At 74.5% G+C, this 17035-nt stretch carries 18 protein-coding genes and 1 riboswitch; of the genes, 13 read left to right on the forward strand and 5 right to left on the reverse strand.

The window, feature by feature from the left end; all coding sequences use genetic code 11:
• Positions 1–54: 54 nt before the first annotated feature.
• Both AB0C76_RS28310 and AB0C76_RS28315 read right to left on the reverse strand, forming a co-directional pair.
• A complete protein-coding gene (locus AB0C76_RS28310; RefSeq protein WP_359970988.1) occupies positions 55–813 on the reverse strand; it encodes a sensor domain-containing protein in 759 nt (252 codons plus the stop codon).
• A 100-nt stretch (positions 814–913) separates the two neighbouring features.
• On the reverse strand, positions 914–1525 hold the full coding sequence (locus AB0C76_RS28315; protein WP_359970989.1) for a GNAT family protein: 612 nt from the start codon (positions 1523–1525) through the stop codon (positions 914–916).
• 45 nt (positions 1526–1570) lie between these two features.
• Between AB0C76_RS28315 and AB0C76_RS28320 the strand changes: the two genes are divergently transcribed.
• The gene (locus AB0C76_RS28320) at positions 1571–2482 is read left to right on the forward strand and encodes a hypothetical protein (protein WP_359970991.1); all 912 of its coding nucleotides are present in this window, start codon (positions 1571–1573) and stop codon (positions 2480–2482) included.
• Between the two features lie 49 nt (positions 2483–2531).
• On the opposite strand, the gene AB0C76_RS28325 is transcribed toward AB0C76_RS28320, so the two are convergent.
• Positions 2532–3365 carry a M23 family metallopeptidase gene (locus AB0C76_RS28325; protein ID WP_359970992.1) on the reverse strand — a complete coding sequence of 278 codons (834 nt, stop codon included), beginning with the start codon at positions 3363–3365 and terminating at the stop codon, positions 2532–2534.
• 12 nt (positions 3366–3377) lie between these two features.
• Positions 3378–3536: riboswitch (cyclic di-AMP (ydaO/yuaA leader) on the reverse strand.
• Positions 3537–3789: 253 nt separating this feature from the next.
• Between AB0C76_RS28325 and AB0C76_RS28330 the strand changes: the two genes are divergently transcribed.
• The 12 genes from AB0C76_RS28330 to AB0C76_RS28385 all read left to right on the forward strand — a co-directional run bounded on the left by AB0C76_RS28330 (position 3790) and on the right by AB0C76_RS28385 (position 15554).
• Entirely contained in the window at positions 3790–4080 is a 291-nt protein-coding gene (locus tag AB0C76_RS28330; protein WP_329927478.1) for a YiaA/YiaB family inner membrane protein, read from the forward strand.
• 138 nt (positions 4081–4218) lie between these two features.
• Entirely contained in the window at positions 4219–5046 is an 828-nt protein-coding gene (locus AB0C76_RS28335; RefSeq protein WP_359970994.1) for an alpha/beta hydrolase, read from the forward strand.
• A 47-nt stretch (positions 5047–5093) separates the two neighbouring features.
• Entirely contained in the window at positions 5094–5663 is a 570-nt protein-coding gene (locus AB0C76_RS28340; RefSeq protein ID WP_359970996.1) for a TetR-like C-terminal domain-containing protein, read from the forward strand.
• 340 nt (positions 5664–6003) lie between these two features.
• Entirely contained in the window at positions 6004–7152 is a 1149-nt protein-coding gene (locus AB0C76_RS28345) for a PP2C family protein-serine/threonine phosphatase (RefSeq protein WP_359970998.1), read from the forward strand.
• Positions 7153–7561: 409 nt separating this feature from the next.
• Positions 7562–9760 carry a SpoIIE family protein phosphatase gene (locus tag AB0C76_RS28350; RefSeq protein ID WP_359971000.1) on the forward strand — a complete coding sequence of 733 codons (2199 nt, stop codon included), beginning with the start codon at positions 7562–7564 and terminating at the stop codon, positions 9758–9760.
• A gap of 245 nt (positions 9761–10005) precedes the next feature.
• On the forward strand, positions 10006–11310 hold the full coding sequence (locus AB0C76_RS28355; RefSeq protein ID WP_359971093.1) for a sensor histidine kinase: 1305 nt from the start codon (positions 10006–10008) through the stop codon (positions 11308–11310).
• A complete protein-coding gene (locus AB0C76_RS28360; RefSeq protein ID WP_359971002.1) occupies positions 11294–11707 on the forward strand; it encodes a roadblock/LC7 domain-containing protein in 414 nt (137 codons plus the stop codon). Before AB0C76_RS28355 ends, AB0C76_RS28360 begins: the two co-directional genes overlap by 17 nt.
• Complete coding sequence (locus tag AB0C76_RS28365; RefSeq protein WP_359971003.1) at positions 11704–12051, forward strand: DUF742 domain-containing protein; 348 nt, start codon at positions 11704–11706, stop codon at positions 12049–12051. Before AB0C76_RS28360 ends, AB0C76_RS28365 begins: the two co-directional genes overlap by 4 nt.
• Positions 12029–12658: an ATP/GTP-binding protein gene (locus AB0C76_RS28370; protein ID WP_359971005.1), complete on the forward strand. Its 630-nt coding sequence runs from the start codon at positions 12029–12031 to the stop codon at positions 12656–12658. The genes AB0C76_RS28365 and AB0C76_RS28370 overlap by 23 nt, the downstream gene beginning before the upstream one ends.
• A 73-nt stretch (positions 12659–12731) precedes the next feature.
• Complete coding sequence (locus AB0C76_RS28375; protein ID WP_359971007.1) at positions 12732–14183, forward strand: cytochrome P450; 1452 nt, start codon at positions 12732–12734, stop codon at positions 14181–14183.
• Positions 14147–15253 carry a cytochrome P450 gene (locus AB0C76_RS28380; protein WP_359971009.1) on the forward strand — a complete coding sequence of 369 codons (1107 nt, stop codon included), beginning with the start codon at positions 14147–14149 and terminating at the stop codon, positions 15251–15253. The genes AB0C76_RS28375 and AB0C76_RS28380 overlap by 37 nt, the downstream gene beginning before the upstream one ends.
• A gap of 43 nt (positions 15254–15296) precedes the next feature.
• Positions 15297–15554, forward strand: a complete 258-nt coding sequence (locus AB0C76_RS28385; protein WP_359971011.1) for a hypothetical protein — start codon at positions 15297–15299, stop codon at positions 15552–15554.
• Positions 15555–15618: 64 nt separating this feature from the next.
• Here the strand turns inward: AB0C76_RS28385 and AB0C76_RS28390 are convergent, their stop codons facing one another.
• Both AB0C76_RS28390 and AB0C76_RS28395 read right to left on the reverse strand, forming a co-directional pair.
• On the reverse strand, positions 15619–16428 hold the full coding sequence (locus AB0C76_RS28390; RefSeq protein WP_359971013.1) for an isocitrate lyase/phosphoenolpyruvate mutase family protein: 810 nt from the start codon (positions 16426–16428) through the stop codon (positions 15619–15621).
• Between the two features lie 11 nt (positions 16429–16439).
• Complete coding sequence (locus tag AB0C76_RS28395; protein ID WP_359971014.1) at positions 16440–16946, reverse strand: carboxymuconolactone decarboxylase family protein; 507 nt, start codon at positions 16944–16946, stop codon at positions 16440–16442.
• Positions 16947–17035 lie beyond the last annotated feature (89 nt).

Consider the following 17035-nt stretch of genomic DNA (forward strand, 5'->3'; position numbering starts at 1 on the left):
GCATCCGGAGCGGTCCGGGGCGCGGTCGGGGCCGGGAGGGGCTCGCTCGGCGGGTCAGCGGCCGCACAGGCCCTGGATCGCGGCCCGGTTGACGTTGGTCAGGCTGCGGACCAGCTGGGCGGTGAGGAAGACGATCACGATGCCGGCCACCGACACCGCGGCGATCTGCCCGGCGCCCTCGACGAAGTAGACGTGCTCGACGCCCTTGCCGTCCGTGTAGTCGAACACCTTGTAGCCCCGCCACGAGGTGAAGGTCGGGAAGACCCAGTGGTAGAGCGGGTAGAGCGCCATCGTCCAGCCGACCAGCAGGAACACCAGCGTCATCGTGAAGCTGAACACCGCCCACGGGAACATGAACACCTGGTACAGCACGCCCTTCCACCCGGCCGCGTCCGCCAGCCGTGCGGTGATCGCGCCCCAGGCGCCCGGCCGGGTCCGGCGCACCGGCGCCGGACCCGGCACCTCCAGGGCGAGCATGCCGCGGGCCCGGGAGCGCTCCAGCCGGCCGAAGCCGCGGGCGGCGACCGTCAGCCCGGCCAGGACGGGCAGGCCGAGGGCGGTCACGAAGGTGCCGGCGCCGAACGAGAAGAGGATGACGGCGACGGCGAAGCCCACGAGCCCGACCGGCAGGCCGGTGAGGACGTAACCGACCTCGCGGTAGTAGTGCGAGGAGAACGGCGCCCGCCAGAACGGCGGCGGTTCCTCGGTGCGGCGGGCCCGGGCGGGGCGGCCGTGGTCGGTGCGCTCGCCGGTGCGGCCGTCGTGGCCGTCCAGGAAGTCCCAGTCGCGGTCGTGTGTGGTGAAGCTGCTCATGTCCCGGCCCCTGCCCGTCTCGTTCCCCTGCTGACGGTTTCATCCTTGTCGGGCGGGGTGGTCCGGCGGCATCCGGAGGCCTGGCGGATCCGGGGTGGGGTTAACCCCCCGTACCCGCCGTTCCGCTCCCCCGCCACTCGTCGGCGAGGAGTGAGTACAGGTACGAGTCGGACCAGACGCCGCCCTTGAGGACGTCGTGCCGGACCCGGCCCTCCCGCTGGAAGCCGAGCTTCCCGAGCACCCGGACGGAGGCAGCGTTGTCGACGTCCACGGAGGCGGCCAGCCGGTGGAGGCCGAGGTGGTCGAAGGCGAGGACGCAGAGCAGCCGGGCGGCCTCGCTCCCGTAGCCGTGCCCCCACGCGTCCCGGCGCAGCACGTACCCGAGTTCGGCCGACCGGTACGGGCCGAGGGTGAGGGCGGCCTGGCCGATCGGCGTGGCGGCCAGCGGGCCGTCGGCGTCGGCTCCGGCTCCGGCTCCGGCTCCGGCGAGGAGGGTGACGGCCAACCGGTAGGTGCCGCGCTGCTCCTCCATCGCCCCCTCCACGTACAGGTCGAGCTGGTCCGCGCAGGCCTCGCGGTCGCGCGGCTCGAACGGGAGGTACCGCGTGACCTCCGGGTCGCCGAAGAGCGCGTGCAGCGCGTCCAGTTCCTCCGGGGTGTGGTGGTACTCGCGGACGGCCAGCCGGGGGCCGGTGAGACGTACGGGGACCATGGCTGCCGACCCTACCCCCCCCGACCAGCGGTTACCGTTCGAGCTATGAACGACGAAGACCTGCGACTCGCCCCGCGCACCAGGGCCGCCGACCTGCTCGCCTGGGCGGCGGCGGAGGGCCGCACCCCGGTGGCCGAGGCGCCGCTGCGCACGGTGCTGGCACTGCTGGAGCTGGGCGAGGGCAGGATGCGCGACGGCTGGCCCGAACTGACCTCGGACGCCGTGGAACACCTGCTGTACGAGCGGCTCCACCTGTACGTCCAGCCCGCCCCCGACGAGGACCCGTTCGCGTACGGCGAGGCCGTCCGGCTCCTGGTCGACCACCAGCGGGCGGCGAAGCGGCTCAACGCCAAGCGGCAGGAGCGGCTGCACGCCGAGGCCGAGTGGCAGGGCGAGGTCGCGGCCGGGCTGCTGCGCCGGGCCGACCTGGTGACGTGGCCCCGGCTGTACGCGGTGCTGCTGCGCGCGCACGGGGTGGACGTCGCGGACGGGGCGGCGGTGCGGGACTGGCTCGCCGGGTTCCTCGAACTGGGCGAGGAGGAACGGCTGGACGCGTTCGCCGCGCTGGCCGAGGCCGGGTGGCTGGACGAGCCGGACGAGCGGGGCTGGGGCCCGGGCCGGGTTCTCTCGGTCGGCATGGCCACGGACGGCGCGCGGCGGCTGCTGGAGCAGGGCCTGATGCGGCGAAGCTACCGCAACCTCGCCGAGCTGAACGCGCTGGGGCGCCCGATGCCGGACGAACTGGCCGGGGACTTCGGGCAGTTCGAGGAGGCGGCGGTGCAGGTGGCACTCGCGCTGTACGGCGAGTGGACGGTGCCGGGGCTGCCGCGGATGCTGGTCGAGGAGTTCCCGGAGCTCGCGCCGGAGCCGGGGTCGGGAGAGATCGAGGCGTACCTGGCGCAGCTGCCGGAGTCGTCGGAGTCGCCTGAGTCGCCTGAGTCGCCGCAGGAGGGCTGATGCGGAAGGCCCCGGCCGGCCGGGGCCTTCCTGTTCGCGCGTGCGGAGGCTAGGGGTTGAGGCCGCGCTGCTGGAGCCAGGTCTCCGGGTCGACCGGGGCGCCGCCGCCCGGGCGGACCTCCAGGTGCAGGTGCGGGCCGGTGACGTTGCCGGTGGCGCCGACCTTGCCGATCTGCTGGCCCGAGGTCACCTTGCCGCTGCCCGTGATGATCGAGGAGAGGTGGCAGTACCAGATCTCGGTGCCGTCGGGCAGGGTCTCGACGATCCGGTAGCCGTACGCGCCGGACCAGCCGGCCGAGGTGATCGTGCCCTGGCCGACCGCGAACACGGCGGTGCCGGTGTCGGCGGCGAAGTCCAGGCCGGTGTGCAGGTGCGCCCAGTAGCGGGCGCTCTGGCCGTAGTGGGCGCTCAGGTTGTAGTCGCGCACCGGCAGCGTGAGGGCGGCGGCCTTGGCCTTCTCGGCGTCGTCGGAGGCCTTCTTCGCCTCGGCCTCCTTGGCGGCGGCCTTGGCCTGCGCCTCCTGCGCGGCCTGCACGCGGGCGCTCTCCTCGGCGGCGGTGCGCTGGCCGTCGGCCTGCTGCTGGATGCGGGCGGCGAGCGCGAGGCCGGGGTCGGCGGAGAGCGCGACCGGGGCCTCGTCCGGGGACTCGATGGCGGGCGCGGCGGCCGGGGTCGCGGAGGCGAAGCCGGTGGCGCCCAGGGTGGCGGCGACGGCGGTGACGCCGAGCAGCGGGGAGGCTCCGCGGGTCTGACGCGGCATCCGGTGGCGGTTGGCCTCGGCCTCCGGGGCCGGGAACTCGTCCCCGGCCGGACGGGGGTGCTCGAGGAGCTGGGTACCGGCGGCAGGGCCGGCGGGCTGTGCCGGGGTGTGCGTCGACGCCACGGAGGCGTGCTCCTTTCCTTCCTTCGCGCCTACCGGGTTAGCTGACGGGTTCGGAGCAGGAAGGTCTCCTACGGCCGGGCCGGGGCCCCGCCGATTCACCCCAAGGAACGTGGTTCCCCGGCTCCCTGACCTGCCCGGAGGCCGGCCGGCGGGATTAGGCGACGGCGCACGGTGCCGTCTGGGTACGGCGTTTCGACCGCGCTGCGTTATCAGACGTTAATCCTAGGACGCCCTGATTCCAAGCCATCCGCCCGGGACGGCCGACAACCGGGCGGGCGGCTTGTTCCCTATGACTGGTTTGCGGCTCTTGCCCACCCCTGACACTACTTAACGTGATTGGGAGTCACCGGACGACGACCTCGACAGGCCCGCCTGAGTACTCCTACTCATGTGCGGCGGGCCGGACCGCCGCCATCCTGGCGCCATGAACGCACCGATGCAGTCACGCACCACGGCCGCGTACCACCTCCAGGCCGTGCTCTCCTTCGCCCTGTCGGGCACCGCCCTCGCCATCGGGATCGCCTACCTGCCGGTCGGAGCCTGGACCCGGGCCTTCCTCGGGATCGGCCTGCTCTACACCGTCACCTCCTCCTTCACGCTCGCCAAGGTCATCCGGGACAGGCAGGAGACGAACGAGATCGTCACCCGGGTGGACCAGGCCAGGCTGGAGAAGCTGCTCAGCGAGCACGACCCGTTCAAGGTCGAAGGGACCTGAGGGGGCGGGGTGCCGCTCGGCGCGGGCGACCTCGACCCCGGGTGCCGATAGCTTGACGGCTAAGGCTATTAGCCTTAGCTTTATGGCTATCGGCAGCACCGCCGATGCCACCGCAGCAGCGGACCGAGGAGGCCCACCATGAACGGCACCACCACCCCGGAGACCCAGTACCTCGACGTTCCCGGCGGCCGGATCGCCTTCGACGACACCCGGAAGGGCGACGGCACCCCCGTCGTCCTCCTCCCCGGGATGCTCGACAGCCGCCGCTCGTACCGGCACCTCGTCCCGCTGCTGGCCGCCGCCGGCCACCGCGTCGTCACCATGGACCTGCGCGGCTTCGGCGAGTCCTCGATCGCCTGGAACGACTACACGCCGGGCGCCGTCGCCGCCGACGTCCTCGCCCTGCTCGACCACCTCGGCATCGGGCGGGCCGTCCTGGCCGGCAGCTCCTACACCGGGGCGACCGTCGTCAAGGTCGCCGGGGACGCGCCCGAGCGGGTCGCCGGGATCGTCCTGATCGACGCCTTCATCGAGAACCTCCCGCAGAACGCCCTCATGCGCGGCGTCGTCCACGCCATGGGGACCGTCGTCATCCACTGGCCCGCGTTCTGGGGCTTCTACCACCGCAAGCTCGCCTACCCGGGCACCAAGCCGGCCGACTTCGACGCGTACGTGGCCGGGCTCGTCGACGCGCTGCGCACCCCCGGCCGCAGGACCGCCACCCGCGGACACGTCCGCGGCGACTCCTCGCCCGTCGGCTGGACCGCCGCCGTGCGGTGCCCGGCGCTCGTCCTCATGGGCACCAAGGACCCCGACTTCCCGAAGCCCGAGGTCGTCGCCGACCGGCAGACCGCGGCGCTCGGCGCCCGGAAGGTGATGATCGACGGCTCGGGGCACTACCCGATGGCCGACAACCCGCAGGCCGTCGCCGACGCCCTGCTGCCCTTCCTCGCCGAGATCGCCTGAGCATCCCCACCCGCAACGCCCCCGGACAGACACGGAGAGACCGCGCCATGCCCCGAGTCGGACTGACGCCCGAGCAGGTCGTCGACCACGCCCTCGCCCTCATCGACGACCAGGGACCGGACGGCCTCACCCTCGCCGCCGTCGCCGCCCGGGCCGGCGTCGCCACCCCCTCCCTGTACAAGCACGTCAGCGGCGGCCTCACCGAACTGCGGCGGCTCATCGCCGTCCGCGTCACCGAGGAACTGGCCGCCCGACTCGCCGACGCCGCCCTCGGCCGCAGCGGGGACGACGCCGTCGCCGCCGTCCTCCGCGCCTACCACGCCTACGCGACGGCGTACCCGCACCGGTACAACGCCCTGCCGCAGGCCCCCCGGGCGGACGACGACCTCAACGCCGCGGCGGCCCGGCTGGTTGGGGTGATCGTCGCCGTCCTGCGGGAGTACGGCCTCGACGGCTCCGAAGCCATCCACGCCGCCCGCACCGTCCGCTCCCTCGCCCACGGCTTCGCCTCCCTCTCGATCGCCGGCGCCTTCCAGCTCGCCGAAGACCTGACCACCACCCACGACCGCCTCATCACCACCCTGACGAGCGGCCTCCACACCTGGCCGAAGGCCTGAGGCGACACGGGAAGCCGGCCGAGTCGACTTCTCACGCGAGCAGGCAGGAATGGGGGAGAGCGCTCCGGGGGTGCTGCGGCCGCGGAATGAAGGCGACACGGGAAGTCGGCGGGAACGACTTCCCGCGCAGGGAGGGAGGTTGGCGAGGGTGCACGGAGCCGGGGACGGGGAACGGCGATCCGGAACGCGCCAGAAGCCGGCCGGGGACGACTTCCTGCGCGGGGGGCTGGAGGCTGGGTGCGGGTGGGGGCAGAGGGAACGTTTCTGCTGGGGGTTAATGTGGCGGGGCTGACTGGGGGGTCATGACCGGGGACCGCCCACCCGTTTGGTGGAGGTCCTGTTGCCCGCGCTGGTCGGGAGGGTGCGGCGGTGGTACGGGCGGCTGTTGGACGGGGACGCGCGGGCCGGGCGGGACGCGCTCGTCGTGCTGCTGGTGCTCACGGTGGTGCTCGGGCTGCTGCCGCTCGCGTTGCCGTACAGCTGGCCCCCGTCGGCGCTCGTGCTGCCGCTCGTGGTCGGCGGGCTCGTGCTGCCGCGCGGGCGACTGCTGGTGCTCGTGTGCGCGGCCCTCGCGGGCAGTGCGCTCGGGGCCGCCCTGCAGGACCCGCACTGCGTACGGCTCGGGGTGACCCTCGTCCTCGCCGCCACCGGGGCGACGGTGCTGATCGCCAACCGCTTCCGGCACCGGCTCGGGCTGCGCGGCACCCAGGGCGACTCCATGCTCCTGGAACTCGCCGAGCACACCAGGACCCTCGCCCGGCTCCCGGACCGCCTCCTCGACTGGCACTTCGACAGCGCCCTCGCCCCCGCCGGCGGCACCTCCTTCTCCGGGGACTTCCTCCTCTGCACCCACCGCCCCGAGGACGACCTGCTGGAGCTCCTGCTCGTGGACGTGTCCGGGAAGGGCAGCCGGGCCGCCGCGAGGTCCACGCACCTGTCGGGCGCCTTCGGGATGCTGCTGGGGCGGGTGCCGCCGGAGGCGTTCCTGCCGGCGGCCAACGACCACCTCGTCCGGATGGGCTGGGACGACCACTTCGCGACGGCCGTCCACCTCGCGCTGCGCCCGGCCACCGGCGACTACCGCCTCTTCAACGCCGGCCACCCGCCGGCCGCGCGCTTCCGCCGGGCGGACGGCGGCGGCTGGGAGCTCGCCGCGCACGGCGGGCCGGCCCTGGGCCTCATCCCCGGCGCCCCCTACCCGGCGTCGACCGGGCGGCTGGCGCACGGGGACTCGCTGCTGCTGTTCAGCGACGGCCTGGTGGAGGTGCCGGGCCGGGACCTGGACGAGGGTGTGCTCCGGCTGCTGGCCGCTGCGGAACCGGAGCTGCGAACCCACCGCACGCAACAGGAACTCACGCGCGGCGCGGCGGCGCAGCTCGTGCGGACCGTGGCGCGCGACGTCGCGGACGACCGGACCTTGGTGCTGGTACGTCGGCTGGGGCCCGCTGGTGGCCCCTCCCCTGACCTCCCCGGACGCGGGAAGCGCTGAGCGGAGGGAAGGGGAGCAGCCGAGAAGGGCGGGGGAACGACAGCCGGGGCGGCGCACGGGCGCCGGGGGAGTGGGCCGCCGGGGACGCGGGCGATCCAAACGCGGCTGCCCGGAAGGCGGGCCCGTCGCGGGCAGGCGGCGCGGCGGTCCAAGGAGCCACCGGGGTCCCCGGACCCCTGGCGGGCGGGCGGCGCGCACGGGCGCGGGGCATGAGGGTGCTGTGGGGGCTCGGGGCGCGAGCGATCGGAGGGGGCCTGAGGGACCGCACTGGCCCGGACGTCCGGAGGTGGCGCGGGCCCGCGCGCGGGTCGGGTGGGGGTGGGAACCGGCAGTGGGGGTGGGGGCGTGGCAGGCAGGGTGGGGGATCGCCGGGGGCTCGTGGGGTGGGGAAATGGGGTATGAAGAATCAATGGCTCCCGTCGAGGATGAGAACCGCGCGGTGCGCAGTGCGATGCGCTGCGTGCGGTTATTGCTGGGCTGCACGACGGCGGCCGAGATGCTGGCCACCGTCCTCGCCGACGGGCCCAGTTGGATCACCGGGGAGGGTTCGGCGCTGTACCTTCTGGACTCCGCCGGGATGCTGCGGCTGACGGCCTCGCACGGGCTGCCGAGGTGGGTGCACGAGCGGTACGGGACGATCGATCCGGGGAGCGACCTGCCGGCCGCGACGGCCCTGCGGATGCGGCGTCCGTACCTGTTGTCGCCCGAGCACACGAGCGCCGACTATCCGAACGAGGACGCCGGGCTCGGCACCGGGATGGTCGCGGTGATCACCCTGCCGATGATCGTGGACGAGCGGCCGATCGGGGTGCTGGCGCTGGCGCTGGCCCACCGGGGCACGGTCCCGCTGCGCGACCTGGACGTGCTGGAGACGATCGGCGACGCGTGCGCGCACCGGCTGGCGCACCTGCTCGATCACGCGGACGGCCGACTGCCGCAGAGCGCGCAGGCTCCGGCGGGGCCGGCCGGGGCACCGGGGCGCCCGATGCTGTCGCTCGCCGCGCGGGCCGCGCGGCACGGGGCGTTCGAGCGGGACCTGGTGACCGGCGAGACCGCGTGGGACGCCGAGGCGTTCCGGGTGACGGGACAGCCGGTGGCGTCCGACGGCTCGGCGCCGGAGCTGGAGCGGATCGTCCACCCGGAGGACCTGCCGGACGTGCGGGCGGCGATGGCGGAGGCGCTGGCCGTCGGGGGGCCGTACCGGATCGAGTACCGGGTGCTGCGCCGGGGCGGCGGGGTGGTGCGGGTCGAGGAGTCCGGCGAGGTGATGCTGGACGCCCACGACCGGCCGGTACGCGTCGCGGGGCTGCTCGCGGAGCACGGCGAGGCGCTCGCCGGGGAGGGTCCGGCGCAGGACAAGCCGCAGGACGGCCCGGAGGGGCAGGACAAGGCCGGGGCGGCGCGGACGGCGCTGCTGCTGACGCTGACCCGGGCGCTGTCGCGGGCGGTGACCGTGCGGGACGTCACCACCGCCGTGACGGACGTGGCCCGGCCCTCGTTCGGGGCCGCGAGCATCGTGCTGGACCTGGTGGACGAGGGTCGGCTGCTGCCCGTCACGCACACGGTCTACGGGGGTGCGCGCCGCTCGGAGCCGACCCGACTGGCGGACCTGTCCGAGGACGTGATGCAGTCCTCGCTCACCCACTCCGCCCCGCTGTTCAGCGAACCCGGGCGAGGCACGCCCGGCGGCCCGGCCGGGAGCCCGGCGGCCTGGGCGGTGCTGCCGCTGGTCGCGTCCGGACGGCAGGTGGGCTCGTGCCTGATCACCTTCGCGACCGAGCGGACCTTCGGCCGCGAGGACCGCACCCTGTACTCGGCGTTCGCCGGCATCCTGGCGCAGTCGCTGGAGCGGGCCCGGCTGTACGACACCCACCACCACCGCGCCGGCGAGCTGCAGCGCGCGATGCTGCCGCGCACGCTGCCCCGCCTGCCGGGCATCGCGAGCGCCGCCCGCTACCTGCCGAGCACCGAGGGGATGCAGATCGGCGGCGACTGGTACGACCTGCTGAAGCTGCCGGACGGCCGGATCGGGCTGGTGATCGGCGACGTGCAGGGGCACAACGCCGAGGCGACCGCGGTGATGGGACAACTGCGCAGCGGCCTGCGGGCGTACGCGACGGACGGGCACGATCCGGCGGCCACTCTGGGGCGGACCAGCCGGCTGCTGGCCGAGCTGGACACCGAGCTGTTCGCGACCTGCCTCTACCTGACCCTGGACCCGGCGGACGGCCGGCTGACCGCGGCCCGGGCCGGCCATCCGGCACCGGTGCGGATCGCCGGCGCGAGGGCGGTCGAGCTGGAGCTGCCGGGCGGGCCGCCGCTGGGGGTGGACCCGGGGCAGCCCTACGACCTGACGACGGGCCGGCTCGCGGAGGGCGAGACGCTGCTGGTGTACACGGACGGGCTGGTGGAGGACCGCGAGGAGGACTACGACGAGTCGGTGCAGCGGATGCTGGACGGACTGGAGCTGTGGGCCCGGCAGACCGGTCCGGGCCGGATCGGTGCGGCGCCCGCGCTGGAGCGGCTGGCGGACCTGCTGACCCTGAACGTGACGGAGCGCCGCTCCCGGCCGGACGACGTGGCCCTGTTGCTCCTGCACCGGATGTGATCCCGTCCGCAACACCGTGCACACGTTCCCCACACATCCCGGGACGCGACTCGGCCATCCCGCACGTGTCCGAAGTGTCCGAGTAGGGAGGAACCGCGGGGGAAGTGTGGCCGCCCGACAGCCCGGTCGGGGGCGAACGAGGTTGGATCGACACCGAATTGACTGGATATTGACGAGATCCGGTCACTTGGCGAGATCCGTTCACACCTTCGTAGGATCATCACCCTAGAATTCGCCGCGTGACGATGACTCAGTGGTGCGCAACGGCAGCCGGCGTGCTCGCGGCACTCGCCCTCGTGACCGCCGCCCGCTACCACGCGGTCTCCGTCACCCACCGGCGCCGGGCCGAGCGGCTGCGCCGCGACGTCGCCCGGCTCCAGGAACAACTGACCGCCGAACTCTCCCGCCGGGGCGAGGAACTGGCCGTCGTCCAGCAGGAGCAGGAGCACACCGCCTCCACCCAGCGGGCCTTCCTCAGCGTGGCCCGCCGGATCCTCGTGATGGCCCACGACCAGCAGGCCCTGCTCGACGAGATGGAGCGCACCCACGACGACCCGGCGCTGCTGGAGGGCCTGCTCAAGGCCGACCACGCCGCGGCCCAACAGGCCCGGCTGGCCCAGACCCTGGCCGTGCTGTGCGGGGCCCGGGCCGGACGGCACTGGCCCGAACCCGTCTCGCTGGAGGACGTCGTCCGCGGCGCCCAGTCGCGCATCCTGCCGTTCCAGCGGGTCGTGGTGCGCAGCCGGATCGAGACCGCCGTGGTCGGCGCCGCCGCCGAGGCGCTGATCCACGCCGTCGCCGAGCTGCTGGACAACGCGACCCGCTACTCCCCGCCCAGCACCCAGGTGTTCGTCACGCTGATGCCGGTGCACAACGGCGCCGTCATCGAGATCGACGACGGCGGCGTCGGCATGCCGGAACAGGCCGTCGCCAAGGCGGGCGCCGCGCTGACCGGCGGCAGCACGCTGGAGGTGTCCCGGCTGGGCGAGGTGCCGCAGCTGGGCCTGGCGGCGGTGGGCCGGCTCGCCGAGCAGTACGGCTTCCGGGTCACGCTCAGCTCGGCGCCCTCCCCGTACGGCGGCGTGCGCGTGGTCGTGCTGCTGCCGAACGCGCTGCTCACCGAACCGCTTCCGCCGACCGTCCCCGGCCTCGGGCCGGACGACCGGGCGTTCGGCGCCGGCCCCCACCACTCCCCCGCGGTGGGCGGCCACCCCCTGCTGGACACCCCGCCTCTCGCACCCCCCCTGCCCGCAGGGCCTCCCCCCTCCGCCGGTCTCCCCGCCGGCGACCCGGCTCCGCCGCCGCTGCCCCGCCGGAGCCACCGGCGCGACCGTGCCGGCACGACCGCGCAGCACGCCGCTCCCCCGCCTCCGCCGCCCGCGCCGCCGTACCGGTCGGCCCGGGACGCGCAGGCCTTCATGGCGATGTTCCAGGCCGGCACCGCCAGCGGCCGCTCGGCCGCCCGGGCCCAGGCCCACGACGACCCGTTCCGTTCCGCGTCCCCCCGACTTCCCCAGCGCTCCGGAGAGTTCCATGACCACCACCCCTGATCTCGGCTGGCTCCTCGCCGACATCGTCGCCGTGCCCGAGGTCCAGCACGCCGTCGTCGTCTCCAACGACGGCCTGGAGATCGGCCGCACCGCGGGCATCGTGCGCGAGGACGCCGAGCGGCTCGCCGCCGCCTGCTCCGGCCTGCAGTCGCTCGCGCGCGGGGTCGCGGTGGGCTTCGGCGGGCCCGCCAGCGCCACCCGGCAGATCATCATCGAGTACGGGGGCGGGTACCTGTTCATCGTCGCCGCCGGGGCCGGCGCGCACCTGGCCGTGGTGACCGGCGAGGCGGTCGACGCCGGGCTGGTCGCCTACCAGATGCAGGTCCTGGTCGAGCGGATCGGCACCCACCTCACCAGCCCGCCGCGGGTCGACCACGCGGCGGGGGGCCCGCGGTGAACGGGCCGGTCCGCCCGTACGTCATCACCGGCGGCCGCAGCCGCTCCACCCGGCCCGAGCTGGCGATCGAGAGTCTGGTCAGCGCCTTACCGGACGTGCCCGAACCCCCCGACCACGCCCTGCTGAACCGGGAGCACCGGCGCATCCTCGGCCTCTGCCGCAGCCTGCTGTCCATCGCCGAGGTGGCGGCCCACCTGGGGCTGCCGCTCGGCGTCGTCAAGGTGCTGGTCGGCGACCTGTGGGACCTCGGCGCCGTTCAGGTGCTCCCGCCCGTCCCGCAGGCCGAACGCCTGCCCACAACCCTCCTGGAAGAGGTGCTCGTTGGCCTCCGCCAACTCCGCTGAAGCCGCGCCCGCCGAGGTGCCCGCCGACCCGCAGTACCTGCCGTCCTCCGTCCAGGGGGCGGTCAAGATCCTGGTCACCGGCCCGTTCGGGGTCGGCAAGACGACGCTGGTCGGCTCGCTCAGCGAGATCACCCCGCTGCGCACCGAGGAGACGATGACGGCCGCGAGCAGCGGCGTCGACGACCTCTCCGGGCGCGGCGACAAGACGACGACCACGGTCGCGCTGGACTTCGGCCGGATCACGCTCAACCCCCGGCTCGCGCTGTACCTGTTCGGCACGCCCGGGCAGCAGCGGTTCTGGCCGCTGTGGGAGGACCTGTCGCGCGGTGCGCTCGGCGCCATCGCGATGGTCGACCTGCGGCGGCCGGACGAGAGCTTCGAGGTGCTCGGCCGGCTGGAGGAGCAGCGGATCCCGTTCGCGGTGGCCGTCAACGTCTTCCCGGACACGCCGACCTACCCGGAGGAGGAGCTGCGCTCGGCGCTCGACGTGCTGCCCGAGGTGCCGATCCTCTACTGCGACGCGCGCGACCGGCGGCAGTCCTACGACCTGCTGATCGACTTCGTGGACCACCTGCACCGGACGTCCGTCCTGGAGCTCCAGGGATGAGCGATCGAAGTGAGCGGATCGCCGGGAGGCGCACGTGGGCGAACGCCCCTGCCGAGCGCGGCGAGGTGGGCGCATGAGCGCGCCCGAACCGCCGACGACCTCCGGGTGCCCCGTCGGCCACGGCGGCGGGATGCCCGCGGGCGGCCCGCTGACCCCGCTGTACGGCGCCGCCGTCGCCGAGGACCCGCACGGCCTGTACGCCCGGCTGCGCGCCCGCTACGGACCGGTCGCGCCGATCGAGCTGGAGCCGGGGGTCGAGGCCTGGCTCGTCCTCGGCTACTCCGAACTGCTCGAACTCACCCGCAACGAGACGCTGTTCTCCAAGGACTCGCGCCGCTGGCGGGTGCCCGCCGAGGGCCGGCTGGCGGCCGACTCCCGGCTGCTGCCGATGACCGCGTGGCGCCCCACCCTGCTCAACCTGGACGGCGCGGAGCACCAGCGGCTGCGTGCCGCCGTCGCGGACACGCTCGCCCAGATCGACCACCACCAACTGCGCGGGACCACCGAGGCCGCCGCCAACGGGCTCATCGACAGCTGGGGCCCGGACGGCACCGCCGACCTGATCGCCCAGTACGCCCGCGCGCTGCCGCTGCTGGTCTTCACCCAGCTGGTCGGCCTGCCCGCCGCGGCCGGTCCCCGACTGATCGAGCTGATCAGCCACTTCGTCGACAGTGGCGCCGAATCGGTGCGCGCCAGCGCCGAGTTCCAGGCCATCCTGGTCGACCTGGTGCGCCGCCGCCGGGCCGCCCCGAGCGCCGACCTCACCTCCTGGTTGCTCGCCCACCCGGCCGGGCTGACCGACGAGGAGGCGGTGCACCACCTGGTGGTGCTGATGGTCGCGGGCAACGAGACCAGCATCAACTGGACCGGCAACACGCTGCGGCTGCTGCTCACCGACCGCCGCTTCCGGGCCACCCTCACCGGCGGCCGGCTCACCGTCTCCGACGCGCTGGAGGAGGTGCTCTGGCGCGACCCGCCGACGCAGAACTTCCCCGGCCGCTGGGCCACCACCGACACCGTGCTCGGCGGCCAGTACATCAGCGCCGGCGACATGCTCGTGCTCGGCCTGGCCGCCGCCAACGCCGACCCGGCCGCCCAGGGCGTCGCACCCGCGCACGGCTCGCTCGGCGGCAACCGCGCCCACCTGGCCTGGGGCGCCGGCCAGCACGTCTGCCCGGCGCAGCACCCGGCCAGGATCATCGTCGAGACCGCGGTCGAGACCCTGCTGCACCGGCTGCCGGACCTCCAACTCGCCGTCCCGCCGGTCGAACTGGCCTGGCGCCCCTCCCCGTGGTCGCGGGCGCTGCTCAGCCTGCCGGTGCTCTACAGCGCCTTCACCCCACCCCGACCGCCCGCCCCCGAGAGGCCCGCATGGACATCGCCGACGCTCCCCGAGGAACCGGCCACCGGCCCGTCCGACTCGACCCCTTCGGACGGGACCAGCACACCGAGAACGCCCGGCTCCGAGGCGCCGGCCCGGCGGTCCTGGTGGAGCTCCCTGGCGGGGTGGTGGTCTGGGCGATAACCCACCACGACGCGCTCCAGGCGCTGCTCGCCGATCCGCGCGTCGGCAAGGACGCCCGGCTGTGGACGGACTTCCGGGAGGGCCGGCTGCCCGAGGGCTGGCCACTGCTGAACTTCGTCACCGTGCCCGGGATGGTCACCGCCGACGGCGACGACCACCGGCGGCTGCGCGGGCTCGTCAGCCAGGCCTTCACGCCGCGCCGGATCGCCGACCTGGCGCCGGCGATCGAGGCGCGGGCCGTCGCCCTGCTCGACGCCGTCGCCGAGCTGGAGGGCCCGTTCGACCTGCGCGCGCACTTCGCGTACCCGCTGCCCATGCAGGTGATCGGCGAACTGCTCGGCCTCGCCGTCGAGCAGCAGGACGCGCTGCACGAGCTGTCCGACACGCTCGTCTCCAGCTCGGCCACGCCGGCCGCCGCCGTCGCCGCGCAGCAGGACCTCAACGCGCTGCTCGCGTCGGTCGTCGCGGCCAAGCGGGCCGAGCCCGGTGACGACCTGACCACCGACCTGATCGCCGCGCGCGAGGCCGGCGACCGGCTGAGCGAGGCCGAACTCGTCGGCACGCTGCTGCTGATGCTGGTCGCCGGGCACGAGACCACGCTCAACCTGATCACCAACGCCGTCCGCGCCCTGCTGGCCCACCCCGGGCAGCTGCGACTGGTGCTGGACGGCGAGCAGCCGTGGTCGGCGGTGGTCGAGGAGACGCTGCGGTACGACTCCCCGGTCGGGCAGTTCCCGCTGCGGTACGCGATCGAGGACATCGAGGTCGGGGAGGTGGTGATCCGGCGCGGGGAGGCGATGCTCGCCTCGTACGCGGCGGCCGGGCGCGACTCCGGGCACCACGAGGACGCCGACGCCTTCGACCTCACCCGGCGGCCCAACCGGCACCTGTCGCTCGGGCACGGCCCGCACTTCTGCCTCGGCTCCGGGCTGGCCCGGCTGGAGGCGGAGACGGCGCTGCGCCACCTGTTCGAGCGCTTCCCCGGCCTCGCCCTCGCGGAGGACGCGGAGCCGGAGCCGATCGCCTCGTTCATCAGCAACAGCGTGCGGACCCTGAGGGTGACGGTCTGAGCCGTCCGGTTACCCGAGGGCGGCCCGGGTCGTTCGGCAGGGCATGAAGAAACTCGCCACCCTGGCCGCCCTCACCATGGCGGGCCTCGCGCTCGCCGCGCCCGCCGCCTCCGCCACCAGCCAGACCGCCGCCTCCCCGGACGCCACCGGCGGTCTCACCGACGGCCTCACCGTCTCCCCCGCCGACCTCGCCATCCACACCGCCGGCCGGCTGCCGGTGGTCGGGCACACCGCCCAGGAGGTGGAGAAGATCGGGACCAACCAGATGACCCACCCCGGGCTCAGCGGGCAGATCGGCTGACCGACCCCCGTGCGGTCGGCCCGTCCGCCTTCGCCCCGGAGGGCCGTCGGGGCCCTCGGGTCCGTCAGCCCTGGAAGAGCCCGTTGAGTTCCGGGTAGGTCAGCCCGCCGTCGAGGGCGGTGTACGTGCCGCTCGCGTACACCTCCTCGGCGGCCCGGCGGACCGCCGCGAACGCCACCTTGGCGAGGCCCGGACCGAGGCTCACCCGCGCGACGCCGAGCTTCGCCAGCTCCGGGACGGACGGCGAGCCGGGCGCGGCCAGCACGTTGAGCGGGGCCGGGACCGCCCGGACCAGCGCGGCGATCGTCTCCGGGTCCGTCACGCCGGGAGCGAAGACGCCGTCCGCACCGGCCTCGACGTAGGCCCGCAGACGGCGCACCGCCTCGTCCAGCCGGCCCTCCGGCTCTCCCGGTCGGTACAGGAAGACGTCGGTCCGCGCGTTCACGAAGAGCGGCACCCCGGCCGCGTCCGCCGCCGCCCGGGCCGCCGCGATCCGCTCGGCCGCCTCGTCGAGCGGACGGCCCTCGTCCTCCAGGTTCACGCCGACCGCGCCGGTGCCGAGCAGCGCCGTCACCGTCTCGCCGACCCCGGCGGCGGTCTGCGCGTAGCCGCTCTCCAGGTCGGCGGTGACCGGCTGCTCCACCGCGCGGACGACCAGCGCGGTCTGCGCCAGCACCAGGTCGCGGTCGGCGCCGCCGCCGTCCGGGCTGCCGAGCGTCCAGGAGACGCTCGCGCTGGCGGTCGCGACGGCCCGGGCGCCGGCGTCGGCGACCAGGCGGGCGCTCACCGCGTCCCAGGCGTTGGCGAGCACGAGCGGCTCGCCGGCGCGGTGCAGCTCGTGCAGGAGCCGGGCCTTGTCCTGCTGGCTCGTCACGGCGGTTCCCCTCACTTCGCGGCCGGGCTGAGGCGCGAGGTCACGCCGATCCGGTTCCAGGCGTTGATGGTCGCGATCAGGGCGATCAGCTGGGCGAGTTCGGGCTCCTCGAAGTGGGCGGCGGCCTCGTCGTAGACGGCGTCCGGCACGTGCCCCTGGGTCAGCAGGGTGACGGACTCGGTGAGCGCCAGGGCGGCGCGCTCCTTCGCGGTGAACCACGGGGTCTCGCGCCAGGCCGGGAGCGAGATCAGGCGGTGGTCCTGCTCGCCGCCCTTCGCGGCGTCGGTGGCGTGCATGTCGATGCAGAAGGCGCAGCCGTTGATCATCGAGGCGTGGACCTTGACCAGCTCGGCGAGCCGGGGGTCGAGGCCGGTCCGGGAGGCGCGGTCCACGGCGATCATCGCGGAGTAGTACTCGGGGGCGAGCCGGTGCATCGCGAGGCGCTGTGCGGGCGCGGGGACCGGCGCGTCCTCACCCTGTGCGGTCCCGTGCGCCGCGGTCTCGTTCGTCGTCGTCATGATCACCAGCCTAGGGACGGAATGGCCCCACCGCCTGGTGCATTCACCTGCGGTGTTCCTGGGCCACTTTCCGGCCCCACCGGTGTTCC

Source organism: Kitasatospora sp. NPDC048722, from assembly GCF_040650235.1.
In the GTDB taxonomy this organism is placed as follows: Bacteria; Actinomycetota; Actinomycetes; order Streptomycetales; family Streptomycetaceae; genus Kitasatospora.